Source organism: Ensifer aridi, assembly GCF_002078505.1.
GTDB classification, from domain to species: Bacteria; Pseudomonadota; Alphaproteobacteria; order Rhizobiales; family Rhizobiaceae; genus Sinorhizobium; species Sinorhizobium aridi.
This window is the reverse complement of sequence record NZ_LUAV01000023.1, coordinates 25,394-43,371: the sequence shown is the minus strand read 5'-3', so window position 1 is coordinate 43,371 and position 17,978 is coordinate 25,394. Positions and strand designations below refer to the sequence as shown.

16 protein-coding genes and 2 pseudogenes are annotated in these 17,978 nt (G+C 59.4%); 13 read left to right on the top strand and 5 right to left on the bottom strand.

Going from position 1 to position 17,978, the window contains the following annotated elements; translation table 11 throughout:
• Positions 1–61 precede the first annotated feature (61 nt).
• The 5 genes from AYK65_RS20820 to AYK65_RS20800 all read left to right on the top strand — a co-directional run bounded on the left by AYK65_RS20820 (position 62) and on the right by AYK65_RS20800 (position 2,577).
• Positions 62–538: a helix-turn-helix transcriptional regulator gene (locus AYK65_RS20820; RefSeq protein ID WP_081160324.1), complete on the top strand. Its 477-nt coding sequence runs from the start codon at positions 62–64 to the stop codon at positions 536–538.
• A 409-nt stretch (positions 539–947) separates the two neighbouring features.
• Positions 948–1,199 carry a WGR domain-containing protein gene (locus AYK65_RS20815; RefSeq protein ID WP_081160322.1) on the top strand — a complete coding sequence of 84 codons (252 nt, stop codon included), beginning with the start codon at positions 948–950 and terminating at the stop codon, positions 1,197–1,199.
• 254 nt (positions 1,200–1,453) lie between these two features.
• Positions 1,454–1,927: a Ros/MucR family transcriptional regulator gene (locus AYK65_RS20810; RefSeq protein ID WP_081160320.1), complete on the top strand. Its 474-nt coding sequence runs from the start codon at positions 1,454–1,456 to the stop codon at positions 1,925–1,927.
• A gap of 58 nt (positions 1,928–1,985) precedes the next feature.
• Positions 1,986–2,177 (top strand): hypothetical protein, encoded by a 192-nt coding sequence (locus AYK65_RS20805; RefSeq protein WP_081160317.1) that lies wholly within the window; start codon positions 1,986–1,988, stop codon positions 2,175–2,177.
• A gap of 109 nt (positions 2,178–2,286) precedes the next feature.
• On the top strand, positions 2,287–2,577 hold the full coding sequence (locus AYK65_RS20800; protein ID WP_081160314.1) for a hypothetical protein: 291 nt from the start codon (positions 2,287–2,289) through the stop codon (positions 2,575–2,577).
• A 124-nt stretch (positions 2,578–2,701) separates the two neighbouring features.
• On the opposite strand, the pseudogene AYK65_RS20795 reads toward AYK65_RS20800, so the two are convergent.
• A pseudogene (locus AYK65_RS20795) lies at positions 2,702–3,078 on the bottom strand (ProQ/FINO family protein).
• A gap of 535 nt (positions 3,079–3,613) precedes the next feature.
• Here AYK65_RS20795 and AYK65_RS20790 point away from each other — a divergent pair.
• Positions 3,614–4,282, top strand: a complete 669-nt coding sequence (locus tag AYK65_RS20790) for a TetR/AcrR family transcriptional regulator (RefSeq protein ID WP_081160312.1) — start codon at positions 3,614–3,616, stop codon at positions 4,280–4,282.
• On the opposite strand, the gene AYK65_RS20785 is transcribed toward AYK65_RS20790, so the two are convergent.
• The 3 genes from AYK65_RS20785 to AYK65_RS20775 are packed head-to-tail and all read right to left on the bottom strand — an operon-like array spanning position 4,257 to position 8,251.
• Complete coding sequence (locus AYK65_RS20785; RefSeq protein ID WP_081160309.1) at positions 4,257–5,441, bottom strand: adenylate/guanylate cyclase domain-containing protein; 1,185 nt, start codon at positions 5,439–5,441, stop codon at positions 4,257–4,259. The genes AYK65_RS20790 and AYK65_RS20785 overlap by 26 nt on opposite strands.
• 15 nt (positions 5,442–5,456) lie before the next feature.
• On the bottom strand, positions 5,457–7,082 hold the full coding sequence (locus tag AYK65_RS20780; protein ID WP_081160306.1) for a DHA2 family efflux MFS transporter permease subunit: 1,626 nt from the start codon (positions 7,080–7,082) through the stop codon (positions 5,457–5,459).
• Positions 7,079–8,251: an HlyD family secretion protein gene (locus AYK65_RS20775; protein WP_244560059.1), complete on the bottom strand. Its 1,173-nt coding sequence runs from the start codon at positions 8,249–8,251 to the stop codon at positions 7,079–7,081. Before AYK65_RS20775 ends, AYK65_RS20780 begins: the two co-directional genes overlap by 4 nt.
• 108 nt (positions 8,252–8,359) lie before the next feature.
• Between AYK65_RS20775 and AYK65_RS20770 the strand changes: the two genes are divergently transcribed.
• The 6 genes and pseudogenes from AYK65_RS20770 (at position 8,360) to AYK65_RS20745 (ending at position 14,689) form a co-directional block, all read left to right on the top strand.
• Complete coding sequence (locus tag AYK65_RS20770) at positions 8,360–9,616, top strand: FAD-dependent monooxygenase (protein ID WP_081160301.1); 1,257 nt, start codon at positions 8,360–8,362, stop codon at positions 9,614–9,616.
• Positions 9,617–9,773: 157 nt separating this feature from the next.
• A complete protein-coding gene (locus AYK65_RS20765; protein WP_081160299.1) occupies positions 9,774–10,562 on the top strand; it encodes a carbon-nitrogen hydrolase family protein in 789 nt (262 codons plus the stop codon).
• 51 nt (positions 10,563–10,613) lie between these two features.
• Positions 10,614–10,924: pseudogene (locus AYK65_RS33185) on the top strand (GGDEF domain-containing protein); the annotation flags it as partial.
• A 48-nt stretch (positions 10,925–10,972) separates the two neighbouring features.
• Positions 10,973–11,323, top strand: a complete 351-nt coding sequence (locus AYK65_RS20760) for a PaeR7I family type II restriction endonuclease (RefSeq protein ID WP_275531682.1) — start codon at positions 10,973–10,975, stop codon at positions 11,321–11,323.
• 585 nt (positions 11,324–11,908) lie between these two features.
• The gene (locus AYK65_RS20750) at positions 11,909–12,346 is read left to right on the top strand and encodes a helix-turn-helix domain-containing protein (protein ID WP_244560058.1); all 438 of its coding nucleotides are present in this window, start codon (positions 11,909–11,911) and stop codon (positions 12,344–12,346) included.
• Positions 12,347–12,493: 147 nt separating this feature from the next.
• Positions 12,494–14,689, top strand: coding sequence for a putative bifunctional diguanylate cyclase/phosphodiesterase (locus tag AYK65_RS20745; protein WP_081160291.1), 2,196 nt, complete (start codon positions 12,494–12,496; stop codon positions 14,687–14,689).
• A 903-nt stretch (positions 14,690–15,592) separates the two neighbouring features.
• On the opposite strand, the gene AYK65_RS20740 is transcribed toward AYK65_RS20745, so the two are convergent.
• A complete protein-coding gene (locus AYK65_RS20740; protein WP_081160288.1) occupies positions 15,593–16,531 on the bottom strand; it encodes a LysR family transcriptional regulator in 939 nt (312 codons plus the stop codon).
• A 124-nt stretch (positions 16,532–16,655) separates the two neighbouring features.
• Between AYK65_RS20740 and AYK65_RS20735 the strand changes: the two genes are divergently transcribed.
• Positions 16,656–17,963 carry a beta-propeller fold lactonase family protein gene (locus tag AYK65_RS20735; protein ID WP_081160286.1) on the top strand — a complete coding sequence of 436 codons (1,308 nt, stop codon included), beginning with the start codon at positions 16,656–16,658 and terminating at the stop codon, positions 17,961–17,963.
• The last annotated feature ends 15 nt before the right edge of the window (positions 17,964–17,978 follow it).

The following is a 17,978-nucleotide window of genomic DNA, read 5'->3' as shown; positions in this document are numbered from 1 at the left end:
GTCGCTGAGGGGCAGTATCTACAAAAAAAGGTAAGGTCGAGTGACGGATGCAGTCAGCTTAATGAGCGCGCGAGGTTTGGTTGAAGTAGCCGATCCGGAATTTGACAGGCCAGTCTTCCGCCAGTCGGGTTTCGACGGCACCCTTACTGCAAAGGAGATGGATGAAAAGATCTCCGCCTGGCTCAAGAAAACGCGCGAGGCCAAAGGCATCTCCCGCGCCGATTTGGCGCATTTGCTGGGACTCTCGGTATCTGTTTACAGCAGGTACGAGCGGGGCTCAGAAGCTCGGATGTCGGTCCCGCGGCTGATTCATCTCTGTGAGATCATGGGCTTTATGCCCCTCGATATGATCTTTGACACAGCGCCGCACTTGTGGGGCAAGTCGCCGGAGGAAGCAGAAGATCGCCGAACATTGATGAAGCTTATCGATCGATTGCCGCCCGACACCATGCGCGATCTGATCCGGCTTCTGAACCGCATGATGCCAGCCGAACAAGCGGCGGAAGCTGTTGCCACCAGCATGAGCGAAGGCAGCTAAGCGGCCGTCCTGCAAGATGGTCGGCGCCGGCCAAAAGAAAAACGGCAGCCGCCCCACTCCCGTTTACCACAGGCTCCGGCCTTCTCTTCGGCGCTACGTGAAAGCGCGTTCAGGCCTCCGCCTGCTTCGCTCCGCCCAAGGGGGCGGAGTGGAAAAACGGGGGTGGGGCGGGACTCTTCTGTTCAGGGCTGCCTTTGCAGGCGCCCGCTTGACCAGAACGCGCTATGCACAACGGGCACAGCTAAACAACGGGCACAGCCAAAGTGTCGATCCGAAATTCGCGCTTTGTTGCAATGCTTGCCAGTGCCGCCGACGCTCGAGCGTCGCATCAAATTCTCGAATCGGTCAGCGATGATCGATTCATAAATGTCATTGGACCGCGAATCCTCGACCGGCCAAGCTCGCAGGCATGACCCAGCACTGGTTCCGCCTGCATGTTCAGCGAATTGACGCGACCAAGAACATGGCGCGCTATTACACAATCTCGATCGAGCCGGATCTCTTCGGCGGCGCTTCGCTCGTCCGCCATTGGGGCCGGATCGGCACTCGTGGCAAAGAGCGCGTTGATCTGTTTAAGGATGAGCGTCAGGCGATCGGACACTTCCTTGTCTTGGCTCGCCAGAAGCGAGCGCGCGGTTACAAGCCCCAGCCGCGCTCTTGATCTCTGAAGTTCGCTGTTTACCCGCCGCGCCACGAAAGGATGACGATAAACTTGAGAGAACCGAACAGTCATCAGGACAGAAACTCGAGAGCCTTCTGTGGCTCCAGTCCGCAAGGGCGTCGGAAATGAAGAACAAAGGACGTCAAAAAACTGTCGATAAGCATTGCCTTTCTCTCACACCGCCTTCCTTCCGACCGAAATACCTGCCCATTACGTGGCCGGATTACAGTTGGTACATGCTGCGGAGAAGAACATTGACGGAATCGCGCGCACAGATAAATGAACGGAGACTTGAGCTCACCAGCCGCATTGTGTCCGCCTATTTGAGCCGCAATATCATCCCCGCCGGCGAGCTCCCCCATCTTATCCAGCAAACCTACGACTCGCTGGATGGGAGTTCTCGATCATCCAGAACCCAGCCTAACATCGAGGAGCAACGCCCCGCCGTCCCGATCAAGAAATCCGTGACGGACGACTTCATCATCTGCCTGGAGGATGGCAAGAAATTCAAATCGCTGAGGCGCCACCTCATGGCGAGCTACGGTCTGACGCCGGAGCAGTATCGCGAAAAGTGGAAGCTCCCAGCCGACTACCCGATGACAGCTCCGAACTATGCCCGACAGCGCTCGGAACTCGCACGCGCGACGGGGCTTGGAAAGAAACCGGCATCGCTGCCCGCTGAAGCCCCCACTCCCGTTCGCAAGAAGATCGGCCTGAAGTTCGGCTGACGACGGTGCCGGAGCTTGGCGGGCCGCGAATGAGCACGTCGCCGAAGGAGGGAAACCAATGATCGATTGGCAAGACCTGACCGACGAAGACGCTGTCGACGTAGCGGTGGCCGAGCACGGCAAAGACGCCGCCACATCGGTCGCCTACTGCGCTCTTGAGGCGTACCGCGGCGTGGACACGCCAGAGTACCGCTTCTGGTTCGGGCTTTTCCTGAAGCTGGCGAAGCGCAAGCACGTGGGTTGGGCTTGAGACCTGCGCGCCCGGCTATTAGTTGGGCGAGGGCAAGCCATGGGCTGCGCCCGAATGCTCGCACCATGGAAATTGCCACCAAACCAGGAGCAGCTTACTGCGCAGCACGATGAGTCTTACGACCGATTTCATCGCAGAGCTGATTAGGGCGGCAAATGAGTCGGACCGGCTGATACACTATGAGGTAAGCCGGCTGTTTGACCGCGCGATAGACACGATCCGCGACATGCGCGAGCAAACTGGCGCCGTAGAGGCCCATCGTGCACGAGACGTCCTGATCGGTCTTCGGATATCGTCGGAGCGGGCGCGCGACCTTTCGGCGGAAGAGGTCAGGGAGGCCCTGGTAGACGCGGCCGACGTCATCAGGGCACTAAAAATCTGCTTGGAACGGATCAGGTGACCTTACCCCGGGCCGCTCGGCCTGGCGAAGCAGAAACGATCAACCAGTCGGTGCCATCAGGCCATCGGCCGTTCTACAGGGTGGTGCGCTTGACCTCGCGACTGGAACGCCGCTCGGTTACTGACTAGTTCCGGTCAGCCCCACCTTCGCCCTCGGTGTCCGTACTTAAAAACCGATCAGCCTCTTTTGTAGCCGCCCGCGATCGCAGTAGGCCCTCCGCGCCGGCTGCTTCGGCAGGCGTTACCATGCCGCAGGGCTTGCCGTCGAGGTCGACTCGAACCGCGCCAACACGCATCGCGGCAAGTATTTATCTATCTTCGTGTAGGCCCGCAGGGCCCTCTTTAATTCCTCGTCCGAGAGCTCAGATTCACGGTCACGCAATTCGTTATGGATACCAAATTTCAGCGGCCTCGGAGCCTGGGGGTTGAAAGCCGCCGGCCACTTTGTCGACAAATGTCGAAAAAGTGCTGAAATCGATCTGGCCTTGTTTCCGCCTTGCATCAATTCACCCGAGATTTGTCGCTTCCGCCAGCCTGCCAGATAAAGCGAAACGGGTGAGTGTCTACATCCTGTGGCGAAAAGACGACGGCGGTCTTCGACGCGGTTCCCGTTGATACATTATGCGTTTTCGCAGCACACATCGGGAACCATCTACTGTGCGCTGTCGCGGAGGCTTTCACTGCCGGGCTAATCTCTCGAGCCATTACCGTTGGCGTGCGATGCATGGCTCAAAAGTGTCCATGGCGAATGTGTCTATAAGGGAGCGGAACCTGTACTCGGTCGGTCGCGAGTCGGTTTTGCGCGGAAGCGATGCGTGGTGCGCTAGCTGAGCCGAAGCCTACGGCTTCGGAAACGATCTGGATGCCGAGAAGCGTTCGCGTAGAAGAGCTTAGCTGAGGGCTAATTTGATCATCTCGTCTTCGTGGGTTTGGCTGCCGATATCGCCGTTGTTTCGCAATGCCGCGCGTAATAAAAACAGCGATACGCGGCGCCCAATTGGGCCAACCGAGATGTATGGCAGAAAGCAAGAACTTGAATGGCTCAGAAACACGGCGAGCGTGGTCAAGCTCAAGACACCGTCCCCGGACGCATCAAGAGGCGGAACGCGCGCCGCGAGGAGTTTCTGGATGCGGCTACCGAGGTTTTCTTAAGTTCGGGATTTTCCGGCGCGAGTGTGGACTCGATAATTGCGAAGGTGGGTGGCTCGAAACGTACCATCTACAGCTATTTCGGCAACAAGGAGCAGCTTTTTACGGCTGTGGTCAAGGAGATCACCAACCGAGCGATGGGGCGATTCACCATCGACGATATCGCCGACGTCAATCTCGAGACGGCGCTTTGCAATGCGGGACGCCGTTACCTTGAGGTCGTCATGTCACCCCAAGCCTTGCAGCTTTACCGCATAGTCGTAGGCGAAGGCACCCGCTTCCCAGACATAGCGGCGGTGTTTTTCGAGAACGGTCCGGGTAAGGCCAGCGCGGCTCTCGCGCACATACTTCAAGAGGGGGCTGACGCCTGGGGTATACCCAAGCATTCCGCAACGAAACTAGCGGAGCACTTCATCGGTATGATCCGCGATGACCTCCACCTCAAGGTCGTTCTCGGGCTTCGCAATCCGCCGACTGCTGCGGAAGCTCGCTCTTCGGTGCGCGCTGCCGTAGATGTATTCCTCTACGGCATCAAGAAGGTTCGGCCGCAGATTTAGGTGAATGGAAGCGAGAGCTCGGCACGTAGAGCATGACAGGCTCGGGAAATCCCCGAAGCTTATGTCGCCCGATCGGTGCGCTGGAACCAGGGTCGAGAAGACGCGCGAAGCGCTCGGATAGGATCAGCCGTTGACCGGTCGCACTGCAGACCCCCTGTATCCGGCTGACCAGGTTGACGTCAGGGCCGATCAGCGTGAAATCGAGGCGTTGGCTGGCGCCGATGTTGCCATAGGCAGCCTGACCGTAGTGGAGAGCGATACCGGCGTGGAGTCGAGCTCCACCAAGCGAGCTGCAGCGCAGCCGCTCGAGTGCCTCGCATGCGCTTGCAAGAGCAGCACCGCAAGAGGTCGCGGCATCCGTCAGGTCGAAGAACGCAAGCACTGCGTCACCCATGAATTTGATCACCTCGCCGCCCGACTGTGTGATCGCAGGCACGACTTCATCGAAATAGGCGTTGAGGAGCTCCAGGACCCGCTCGGCCGAAGACCGGTTGGAGAGCTCTGTGAAGCCTCGTAAATCGCACAACATGAGCGCGGCTTCGAGCTTCTCGACCTGGCCACGCCGAACACGCCCCGCCAGCACACGGCGTGCCGGGCTCGCGCCGATGTAGGTGTCGAGAAGGGTAAGTTCGATCCTCCTCAGCGTGCGAAGCTCACAGGCGTTCCGGAGGGCTGGCACAATGCGATCGATGGCCGCCCTGTGTGAACGCACGAAGCCGTGTGATCGCTTCGTTGCGAAGCAGGCGGCGCTTACCGTGCCGTCGGTGTTGCGGAGAGGCACGACATAGAACTCCACAAGTCCGCGGTCGCGGAAGAGATCGCTGTCCACCCAGCGAGGCCGGTTCGAAGCGCGGACACGCACGCTCAGGGATTCACCTGTCACCATCGCATCTCTGATCGGATTTCCTGCAAAACCACCAGCACGATCGAAGCCGTGCTCTCGTTCTTGAACCTCGACGGGTTCCGAGGGTGACCAAGCAACACTGCGACCGAGGATCTCCGGGTGCAATGTTCTCAGATGCAGCGTGAGGCGGTCGAGCGGCAGCCCGAGCCACCGTAGACGCTGCCCCACTCCCTCCGCCAGGCCAGCATCGTCCGCTCGGTGACACTCCTCGCCAGCGAGCCAGTCAATGAGCTCAAAAATGGCTCGCTCGCCCAATGGTATACTCCTCTGTCAAACGGGTTGTTCCTGCGAGTGCTCTGAATGCCGGCTCATCAGGCGGCCGAGGATGAGTTTCGTCGCGATGAGAACGGGCGCCGCGGCAACGAACAATAGCGCAATCGCCAAGAAGCATTCATTAAAGGAGAGCGTCGCCACCTGCTGAGCGAAAGATTTCTGGATGACCGCAGTCGCCGCGCTCACCGCTTCTTCCGGGGAATAGCCGCGGGAGACAAGCAAATTGGTCACAGCGTCCTGCCGCTCGATAAGCGTAAGGTCACCGGGCGCCAAATGGTGGGACAAGACCATACGGTTATGCGCGTTTTGATGATCAAGAGTGGTCGAAAGCCAAGCGATCCCGATTTGCCCGCCCATCTGGCGGCCAACGTTGAACAGCGCCACGCCTTGGGCGACCGTCTCCGGCCCCAGGTCCCGCAGCGTGACTAGCGTCAGCGAGACGAAAAGCAGGCCCAGTCCCAGTCCACGCAGCATTATGGGCGGAATCAGATCTGGCAGACCACTCTCTGATGTCGACCCCGACAATAGCCACATCGCGGCCATGAAGCAGAGAATGCCGAGCGGGATCGGCTTGGCCGGGTCGAGACCCTTTGCATCGATCAGCCCACCTGCCGCAAGTAGTCCGATGCAGACAAGCGCCCCACTCGGCAAAAGCACAAGACCGGCATAGGCGGGCGTGAATTCGAGCACGCCGATGGCGAAGGCCGGAATGATGAAAGCGCTCCCGAAGAGAGCACAGCCGGCGACGAAACTGACAACGAAGCCGAAGGCGAAGTGCTCGTCCCGAAAGACGCCGAAATCGACCAAGGCACCTCGGCCCTGCAGCCTGAATTCCCATGCCATGAAGCAGAGTGCCGCCGCCAATCCGACGGCAAAATACGCCACGACTTCCGGCTCATCGAACCAGTTATGTCGGCTGCCCTCTTGCGTGACGAAGACGAAGCAGGTCGTGAAGACGGCGAGTGCCGCACCCCCCGCCCAATCGAAGCGACCGGGGGGGTGCCCTCGACCACCGATATCTCTCGTGAGAAAGGCCGAAAACAGGCCCATCAAGCCGAGGGGCACATTGGCGACGAAAATCCATGACCAAGAGTGCGCATCGGCGATCCAACCCTGTAGCGCCGGAGTGAGGGTGGTTGGCGCCATGATCGTCGCGAAGGCGAATATGGCCTGGGCTATCCCCTGACGGGATCGTGGGAAAATCGCAAAAAGTAGCGATTGGCCGACGACGAGCAAAACCGCACCGGCTGCGCCCTGAATGGCGCGCCAGCATACGAGCAAGTCGACGCTGTCCGTGGTCGAACATCCAAGGGAAGTGGCGATGAGCGTCGCAACTGCGCCCCCTAGCATGTGCGAAGACGATGCACGCGGCATCATCCAGGCGGCCACCGGCAGCGCGGCCAGCTTAGCGGCCACGTAGGCCATGTTGACCCAGGCAATCTCATCCTGCGTCGCATGGGTGCCTCCCATGAGGTGGCCGCGGGTGACGACGAGCACGGTGCTGTTGACGGCATCCATGGTCGCCGCAATCGACAGGAAAGCAAGGATCAGCCACGGTGTAAGGGCAGTTCTTGGCGAGCGAACGTCTGGTCGCACAGCCGAAAACGCAGCGAACTCGGTCATGGTTCGCTCCTGGCGGTGCGAAACCTGGCAGGTTCACCGATGAGCCTACTGCCGCTGGAGGACGGCAACTCAGGACTGGACGCAACATTAATGGCCACGTCCACTGACAACCCCGGGACGAGACGACCGTAGAGCGCGTGGCCAGGCTGGAGGCGAATCTTGACGGGCACTCGCTGAACGACCTTGATGAAATTCCCGGTCGCATTGTCCGGTGGCAAAAGGCTGAAAGCCGCGCCACTTGCTGGCGCCAAGCTGTCAACGCGTCCTTCGATCGGTGTAGATGAGTAGCCGTCGACGCGGATTTCCGCTCGTTGGCCAGGCGCTATGCGAGCAAGCTGTGTCTCTTTGAAGTTGGCCACGATCCAGACACCGTCCAGCGGCACCACAGACAGGAGAAGGCTGCCCGGCTTCACATACTCGCCCTCACGGGCTCGCCGATTGCCGACAACTCCGGAGACCGGTGCCCTTACGACCGTTTCTGACAGGGCATTTTGCGCGAGCCGCAGGTTCGCGCGCGCTTCCTGAAGACGGGCCATGATCTGAGGAGATTCCGAGTCGAGCACCCGCAGCTGCTCGCGAGCAGCCGCCGCAGCCGCCTCGACGCGAACGAGCGTAGCGCGAGCACTCTGGGCTTTTGCCACGGCGGTGTCGTGGTTTCGCTGTGCCGTCCATCCTTGGTCAACCAAGCGTGTGGCGCGCGCCAGTTCCCGGCGCGAAAGCTCGAGATCCGCGCGGGCAACGTCGATCATTGCTTCCGCTTCGCGGATATTGGCTTGCTGGAGGCTCTTGCGGCGTGAAAGATTCTGTGCGGCCGCTTCGGCTTGCGCGACGGCCGCAGCGGCGCGGTCACGTTGGGCCAGATAGTCATCGTCGTCTATTCGCAACAGAATTGTGCCGGCCTCGACGATCTGGTTATCGTCGACCAGAACCTCTGTTACGTGGCCGGCGATTTTGGGACTGATTGCGGTGATATCTGCACGGACATAGGCGTTGTCCGTCCGTTCGCGCCTACGGGGGTTTTCCCACCACGTGCCTCCGAAATATACCCCGGTCCCGACCACCAGAAATGCAGCCGCGGCCGCTGCTGCGCCTTTCCTCATTCGTTTCATGCAAATTGCCCCAAGATGAATTTGCGTTGCGTTCGCTAATACGGTACGGTACCGTACCATAGAGTGACCAACGCCTGAACGCAATATGTTCGCGCCGGCTCAGTGCATCAGCTTCAAAGAGAGGCAACGTGTTGCACCAACAGGGAGGTGACGAGGAACTGTGGGTCAATGAGAGAAAGAGACATCCTCATTTCCGGCTCGGGAGTTGCCGGGCTTGTCCTCGCTTGGTGGCTTGAGCGTTACGGCTTCAGGCCGACCATTATCGAGAGGTCCGCTGAATTGCGAACCGGTGGCCATGCGGTCGACCTCTGGGGCTCGGCGGTCGACATCCTGGAATGGATGGGACTGCTCGCCCAGCTCGAGCGCCAGCGCACCCGAAACGATCGGGGCGTAATGATCGCGCCCGGCTTGCGACCGAGGGAGATCGATCTTGCTCGGATCTCTCGCGAGTTCGCCTCAAGGCAGATTGAGATTATGCGTGGTGAACTCGTGTCGGTTCTCGAGCAAAGCATAAGCGCGCGCGTCGATTTCATTTTTGACAACTCGATAAGCAGCATTGATGGACATGCGGACGGACTGACGGTCACCTTCGAAAGGGGTGGCTCACGCGATTTTGCGCTCGTAGTCGGAGCCGACGGCCAACACTCGAACGTTAGGCGTATCGCCTTCGGTGAGGAGGCGCGGTTTAGTCACTACCTCGGTGGTTACATCGGTGGGTGCACGATTCCAGCCTATCGCGAGCTTCAGGGGCGCGTATATCGCTATGTGGTGCCAAACAAGACCGTCGTCCTCTACCCAGTTCGTCAGTGCAACGAAATCGCGGTCGCATTTCTCTTTCGATCGCCCAAGCCGTTGAACCTTCACCACGACGATCTCGGCGGGCAAATGCGGGTCTTGCAAGAGACCTTTTCGGGAGAATCATGGGACGTGCCACACCTGTTGGATCGGCTGGACCGTGGAAAGGGGTTTTATTTCGAAGCACTCAGCCAAATCACCATGCCGAATTGGTTCCGGGGACGCATCGCGCTCGTCGGGGACGCGGGTTACGGCCCCGCGCCGGCAGTGGGCGGCGGCACGAGCTTGGCGGTGCTTGGAGCGTACATACTTGCGGGAGAGTTGGCCGAGGCCATGGGAGACCATCGGCGCGGTCTGCTAAACTACCAGAACGCGCTTGGCGAATTGGTCACCCAGAGCCGCTCCATCGGCCCAGCAGTTTTGCAGAATCTTCTTCCGAGTTCGTGGGCGAGGATCTGGATTGGAATGCTGTCTCTGCCGCTCATCTTGAACTTGCCTTCCGCGATGCGGCGCCGAATACCTCTGCTTCCCCGGCGCGTTAGGAGGGCCATACAGGCGGTCTCCCAAACCCCAGTCAAACGGTATCGCACCATGGACCCTCACAACGGCAAGTCTACCTTCTTTGAATGACAGCGCGGCGGCAGGGCCAGCGCGACCGTTCGCGAAATCCGGAGGACCTGCTCCCGTGAAACTGGCAGACGACGACGCCCCTGCAAGATCAGGCTGCCTAACTCCCACCGATGATTATCACAGCATGCCCGAGCAACAGCATCAGGAGGAATAGGAGTTGGCAAGCACTTCCCTTCGAATCGCGCTGGCGCAGATGATGAACGACATAAATATCGATGAGATTTGCGCATCTGCCGCGGATAAAGGCGCCGCCGTAATCCTATTTCCGGAGATGTTTTCAAATGGGTACAGTCGCTTTGATTCCGAGAGTGCTGTGTCCCGGCAGGCTTGGATCGACGCGGCAGTACCACTTGACGGTCCTTACCTGGATAGATTTCGACAGGCTGCACGCAACAATGGTCTCGCGGTCGTGGCGACGTTCCTGGAGCGCGGAGAGGCCAAACCATTCAACGCGGCCGTACTGATCGACGCCAGCGGCGAGATCGTCCTCCACCAGCGCAAGCGACATATTTGCTTCTTCGACGTCCCGGAAGAGGCTTGTGCCCCAGGCGAAGGCTCAAGAGTAGCAAAGCTGAAGACGAAAGTGGGCGACGTCGCGATCGGCATAATGATTTGCATGGATCGGGAGTTTCCCGATGTAGCATCGGACCTCGTTCGGGACGGCGCGGAGATTATCCTCGTTCCGAACAGTTGCCCGCTCATGGATGATCCAACCGTAGGGGACGTGCGCGTGGCGGGGGTGCGCGCACTGGCCTTCCAGTCCGCCGCGGGAATAGCTGTGGCCAATTATCCGGTACCGAAAGACGATGGGCGTTCTTTCGCCGTCGATCCATTGGGCAAGGTTCTTGTCATGGGCGGCAAGCAGCAAGAGCTAGTCACAGTGGACTTCGATATCAATGAGATCAGGGCCGTTCAAAAGCGAGAGTGGTTTCGACGAGTCCGGTGAACCTGATGCGGCGACGTCGTCCTAAAAGCCGGTTTCCACTTTGAGCGGTCTGCCCGCCGTCCGCGTAATATCCGCCTCAAAGGTGAGCTTGAACGCCTATTTCAGCAGCGTTCGTGGTCGCGAACGGCAAAGATCGTCCGCGCCTGGATGACAGGGTGGCATTGTTGGATTTGTTGACGCTGTGCCTCAATGCGATCCTGCTTCCGAAGACCAGCGTAATTTCCCTGCTCGCGCCCGCGAGTATTCTACCGACGGTCGCCCTTGCCACCGCCTTTGTCTGGCGCAGACCGCGCGCGAATTGCTTCCAAAGGCTAACTTTGACCGCAGGTTTGTTCCTCATCCTAGTGTCCGTCGCGGTGTTGACCCTGCCGGGGTATTTCCGGCGGACGAAGCTCTGGGACGTGCTGGTCATGCATGACAAGCGGCTTGTGGCGGCGATCGAGCTTAAGAGTCAAGTGGGGCCATCCTTCGGGAACAACTTCAACAACCGCACAGAAGAAGCAATCGGAACGGCACATGATCTGTGGACGGCTTATCGCGAAGGCGCTTTCGGCAAACATCCCCGACCGTTCATCGGATGGATGATGATGGTGGAGGATGCGCCGGAGTCCCGTCGGCCGGTGACAGATCGTTCGCCGCATTTCCCCTTGTTCAAGGAGTTCCAGGGAGCGTCCTATCTGAAAACGCTACGACGTTCTCTGCCAGCGGCTCGTTCAGGAGCAGCTGTACGGATCCGCAGCCGTCGCCTACTGCGCTCTTGAGGCGTTCTGCCGTGTAGACTCGCCAGAGTACCGCTTCTGGATTGCACTTTTCCTGAAGCTGGCGAAGCGCGAGCACGTAGGTTGGCTTGAGGCCTGAGCGCCCAGCTACTAGTTGGGCGAGTTCTGGCGAGGGCTGTGCCCGAATGCTCGCACTATCGAAGGCCACCAATCCACGAGCAGCTTGCTGCACAGCACGATGTTTCATCCAAGAGCTGATTAGGGCGGCAAATGAGTCCGACCAGCTGATACACTATGAGATAAGCCGGCTCTCTGACCGCGCGATAGACACGATCCGCCACATGCGCGAGCAAACTGGCGCCGTAAAGGCATGCGTCGCAGGAATACGATGACAAGGCTCGCGTGCCCAACTCCCCCTGTCTCAACCGGACCTTAGTCTGATATCAGCTGTGTGATTAGGCGGCCAAAGGTCTGACGCGCCACAACGGTTTCCGCGCTATAGAAACAGCCCGTTGGGCGGCAACGCTCCGCGTCCGCATCTCCGTTTCTCGACAAGCTGAAGCAAAGAGCGGACCTGCTAGCGCCTCAAATTGTCTGGTTCGATCCACTTTTTTCAGGGAGAACTGATTGTTCGGCCGTCTGCTGGAGAAAAGAAAGCCAGACCCGATTGATGCTGAGGTCGGCCGAAGAGTTCGAGCGCGACGGCTGTTTGTTTGTATGACACAGACCGGGCTCGCAAAGGCGGTCGGCGTTACATATCAACAGATACAAAGATACGAGAATGGCCGCAGCAAGGTCGGCGCAGGTCGGCTCCAGGCTATTGCGGACGCACTCGACGTTCGATTGTCATACTTCTTCAGTGAAGCCCCCGCACAGGATAAAGGGCAGGCCCCAGATTGCGAGCCCGATCGCGCCTTGGTGGAGTTTCTCACCAGTCCTATGGGCATCACTCTCAACCGGTCTTTTCACCGGATCGCCGATGAGAGGGTGAGGCGCGCGTTCCTTAGCATGGTTGAACAAATCGGGGATCGCGATCAGGAGCAGCGTGTACCTAAACAGAGATGACCAATGAGGCGGAGCTGCAAAATTTCTTGCCTCCTCAAAATTCAACTCTCAGCCGTGATGCTCCCGGAATTCCACAACCGGCGGAAGCTTGTGCGGTTCCGAAAGCGTTAAGGCTGGCCCGATAGGATGCGACCGGGAGGAGCTTCAATGAAATTTCTGGCCGGCAAAGTCGTGGTTCTTTTCAGATCGGTGCTGCCTTTGATGATCGCTATGGCCCTGATGGGTGGCATATACGTGGTCATCCATTGGTCAGCAGAGCAATCCGACGCCGTGGCGACCGCCCGCCAACAGCAGCTTGTTGAACTTGTCATTTCCAAGATGCAAGGAAGCATCGCCCACGATCAGGAGAGTGCGACGGTCTGGGACGATGCCGTGCGGATGGTATCGCAGAGGTGGGATCGCGAGTGGGTGGACTCCAATCTGGGCAGCTGGATGCACAGCTATTTCGGACATGACGGCGCATTCGTCATCAGTCCGGATCGCCAGCCGCTTTATGCATTCCTTGTCGGCGAGCCGAATGAAAGCAACGCCTTCAACAAAATTGCGCCGGCAGCACTGCCGTTGATCGACGCGCTGCAAAAGAGGCTCTCGGCGCAAGATGAGACCGGCACAAGCGACCAGATACTCTCGATCGGGGAGAGTGACCTCGTTCGCATTGATGGCCGTCCGGCGATTGTGAGCGTAAAGCCGATTGTATCCGACACCGGGAAAATCGAGCAGCAGCCTGGCCGCGAATTCTTGCACGTAGCGGTCCGGTTCCTCGACGGCGATTTCCTGACTCGAACTGGCGAGGAATATCTCTTCGACGATTTGCGGTTCTCTGCTGCGGCCGATCTTGGCAAGGTGCGCTCGTATGCGCCAATCGTTTCGCGCTCGGGGGAGACGATAGGATACTTTTCGTGGCTCCCGTTCCGCCCCGGCGCCGATGTCCTCAAAGCCATCAAGCCGGCCCTCGTGGTCTCCGCCTTGTGCCTCCTCGCCCTCACGAGCGTGCTGACGCTTGTGGTGCGCAAGCGCTCGATGCGCCTCAGGGAAAGTCAGGCACAGCTGAAACACATGGCCTTACACGATCCTTTGACTGGGCTCGCCAACCGCGTCTCCTTCAATCAGCTTCTGGCGCGGATTGTCCGGATGTCTGCAACGGATCAAACCAATGCTCTTCTTTACCTCGATCTCGATCGCTTCAAGCAGGTCAACGATACGCTTGGCCACCCGATCGGCGATCGGTTGTTGGTCGACGTGGCGCGGCGCCTGATGGAAACCGCCGCGACGGCCGACATCATCGCCAGGCTCGGTGGTGACGAGTTTACGATTGCGCTGAAGCATACGCAGCAGGAGGAGGTAGAGAAACTCTGCGATTCTTTGATCGCTGCGATCCGCAAGCCTTTCGAGATAGACGGACAGATTGTTCTGATCGGCCTATCGATTGGCGTGGCAGTCGCGAGCGGGAATGACGCTGATCCGGTCGACATCACGCGAAAAGCCGACATCGCGCTTTATCACGCCAAATCGGCCGGACGGAACCGCTATGCGATCTTTGGCCCGCACATGGACGAGTTGATCAGGACGAGGCGGGAACTGGAACACGATCTGCGAGCCGCGCTCGACGCCGATGATCAGCTAGAGGTCTTCTACCAGCCGGTTTATGCGGCGACGTCCCACGAGATCAGTTCGCTCGAGGCGCTCATTCGCTGGCGCCACCCGAGCAAAGGCACCATAGCTCCGGATGTCTTCGTTCCGCTTGCCGAGGCATCCGGGCTGGTCGATCGGTTGGGCGCCCTGGTGTTGAAGGATGCCTGTTCGACCGCGCGCGAGTTTCCTCACATTGGCATTGCTGTGAACGTCTCTGCGGTCGAGCTTGGCCAGCACCATTACGCCGCCCAGGTGCTCTCCCTCTTGGGCCAGTTCGGCATCGAGCCTTCAAGATTGGAGCTTGAGATCACCGAAACGGCTCTCCTCGACGAAGCCGGCGTCTGCGAAAAGAACATCGCGGCGCTGCGGGAGTTCGGAGTGCGCTTCGCCCTCGACGATTTTGGCACGGGCTTTTCTTCGTTGGGCAGATTGCAGCGCCTGGAGGTGGACCGGATCAAGATCGATCGCTCCTTCGTAGGTGCATGCGACGAGAACGGTGGTGGCGTGGCGATCGTGCAATCCATCATCGGTGTCGCACAGGCGAAGGGGCTGCGCACGACTGCCGAAGGCGTGGAGACACAGCAGCAAAGCGAAATCCTGCGCGATCTTGGCTGTGACGAACTCCAAGGGTTCCTCCTATCGAAGCCGATGTCAAAGGCCTCGCTTCGCCAACTCCTGGGTAACCAGAGGCTGCGAAAATACTCGCAATGAATTCCCGCGTGCCGCCATGGCAGTCCCAACCCTGCCAGCCGATGCTACTCGAGCCTTTTTGAGCATGGAAACGCGCCTTAGATAACCACGGTCGAGTGACAGGGGACCCCCCGCCAAGGAAAGCGCATATATCCGGATAGGCAATGATGGGGCGTGGTGGCGGGGTCCCCGCCGATGATATTACGCGCTGGAGCCTACGCGGGAGTTGTGAGGTGAAGTAGTCGGTCTACGCGTGCCGACAGGTCCGACCTCATCCTCAGCAATTCGCCTGTTCCTTTGGCGAGCGCGAACAGGACGGCTGGCGCAGCGAGTTCGGCCCGGATCGGCTCGATGCGATCGGCGACCAGCACCCCTGGTGAGGTTTCAGTTCCGCCCTCGCCGCCATAAAGACGGTCTGCAGCGGCATGTGTATCTGCCCGGAAAGTCGAGGCATACGATGTAGAGGCCAGTGGTCGTTCCCGGCCTCATTTGCGTTCCTCCCATCAGGGATCCTTCTGCCGCCGTTGTCTCTCCGGTGCCGATAAATGCGACGCGGTTTCCCCGCCCAGGCGGGCCTCGTCGATTCGGCGACCAAGGGCGCAAGGAGAAAGTTGGTGGTGCGAATCAACCGGCAGACAGGGGGCACGAAAAAGCCCCGGCGGGCACTGCCGAGGCTTTCTTTTCGCCCTACCAAGCCGCTGTTTCGGCGGGGGCCGGTTGCAGCGAGGGCGATGGTGCCGGGCAGCAATTTCCCGGCGACATTGCAATGATGCCACCGGGCCGGCGCATCTCAAAGTAGCAAAAAATAGCTAGACCGTTGCATCTTCGAGGTGTGGTTAACTGGCAGAAACGCAAGAAAGCGTTCTCCGACAAGAGCGGGCTCGGGTGCGGACCGGCAGCGGGAAAGCTTGTGTCGAGGGCAACCTAGGCCGCGCCGGCTCGTCGATCAGTGGTCGTAGCACCCACGTTTTCACTCACCTGCAGCAGCGTGCGTCTCAGCCACAGATGACCGGGGTCGCTGTCGTTCCGCCGATGCCAGAGCATGGTTTCTTCGTAGCCGGAATACTCGAAAGGCACTGGGAAAGATCGCACGCCGGGCCAGCCGGCCAGACCGATCAGATTGGCTGACAAGGTGCAGATCATGTCGGTGCTCGCGATAATCGCTGGTACGGCCAATGCGTAGGGCAGGCTCATCACAACGCTTCGCTTCAGGTTGCGGTCATCCAGCATCCGATCGATATAGCCCTTGAGATCGCCCACATGGGTGACGACGATGTGGGGATATTTCAGGTAAAGATCTAGCGTCAGCTCATCGCGAATTTCTGGGTGCGAGGCCGACACGACCGAAACCCAGTCAACGTGAAAGAGATTTAACCGCTTTATGCTGGTCGGCGCATCCGGCAAAATGGTAATTGCAAGATCGACCGAGCCCTTCTCGAGCTGATCTACCACTTCCTGGCGATGAAGACTTCGCAGGATGATGGAGGTTTTTGGCGCATTGCTCCGCAAAGTAGCCATCAGCTCAGGTATTAGACTAGCCGCAACGTGATCCGTCGTCGCGATCCTGAAAACCCGTTCCGAGCGCGCCGGCGAAAATTGCCCAAGGCCGCCCAACGCGTCTTCAATCTGGCGCAGCGCCGCGCGGATCGGATCAGCAAGGTCTAATGCCCTCTCCGTCGGTCGCATGCCATCGGCACTGCGGACAAACAGATCATCGGCAAAAAGATGTCGCAGATGCGCCAGCCGCTTGCTCATGGCGGGCTGGCTGAGGCCGATACGCGCCGCCGCGGCGCTCACGCTCCCTTCGCCGAGCAATGCGTCGAACGCGACGAGTAAGTTCAGGTCAACTGAGGCGAGGTTCATTGAGGGCTTCCAAAAAGCGGGAGAACAATATTACCGCCGGCAATGTCAGAATGTCCAATATCGATTGGACGACTGAAGCCTGCAATGGGAGGAATGATCGTCGTGATCAACTGGAGGTAGATTGATGCAAACCCACTTGCGCATCGCCGGGCTGGCGATGGTACTGACGACGAGCCTCGCACTTGCCCAGACTTCCCCAACCAAAGCCGAGACGGTCCTTGTTCTCTCGGATACCGATATGGTGCCAACCGTCTACGAGACCGGTGAACTGGGTCCTCATAATGCCGAGCACCGGGATACGCTGTCCATCATCACGTCACCACCGAACGAGGCGCCGTTCGTGACGGCTATAGAGATATCGAACTCAAACTATGGCCCGCCTGGGGCGCTCGATCTTTCTCCGGATGGCCTCTATGCATTCGTCGCAGAGACCTTCCGCCAGCGTCCGGAGGGCGCAACTCGCCTCGAAGAACTGCCGCAGGGCGACACGATCCGTTCGGTCAGCCTTGATGGCGCTCGCTCGGCGATCGTGGACAGCGTACGCATTGGCACTCAGCCACAAGCGATTCAGGTCAGCCCATCCGGTGATCTGATCGCCGCCATAACCGTCGATCCCGGCCGCGAACTTGCTTTCGTTCCGCTGAAAGACGGCCGCTTCGGCCCGGTTGCCAGCTTCAGCCCCCAACTCGAACCGTCCACCGGGTTCATTTCCCTGAAATCGACCTGGGTACAGTGGCATCCTAGCGGCCGGTACATAGCGGTCAACCTAGTGGATCGAAACCAAGTCGCCTTCTATGAGGTAGTGCGCGGTCAAGACGGCACCGTCTCGGAGGTCCAACCCTGGGGCAATCGCGTCCACACTAACAAGTTTCCTTTCGTTGGTCGCTTTTCACCCGATGGTCGCTACTACGTGACGTCGGACGTTCAATGGGGCGTCGATACCGACGGCTTTTACGGTGTGCGGGAGGGGATCTTGACGACCGTTAGGCTTGCCAATGTCGGCGCGCGCGGCGACACGGCTCGGCATACGGTACCGCATATCACTCTCGGGGGCTGGGGAGCTGAGACGGTTGCCTTCAGCCCTGACGGCCGTTTCCTGGTGACATCCAACCTGCGCGGAACCGGAAAGCCGAAAGGCTCGCGCGACTGGACCGAACAGGCTTCGCTCAGTCTTTACGAGTTGGACAGCGAAACCGGACGGCTGACACTTCATGGCGAATGGCCCATCTCAGGGGTTCTGCCCCAAGGTCTCGCCTTCGATCGCGGCGGGCGCCGTGTCTTTGTCGGCGTCAATCGGTACAGAAACGAAAGCACTTCACCGGGCGGGGCCGTCGAAGTCTGGCGCATCACGGAGGAAGGCCGCCCTGCCCTTGTTGCGACCCAGGACCGCTTCAGACTCCCACCCGGTGTCCATACCATTGTTGGACGGTAACACCTGCAACGGTGC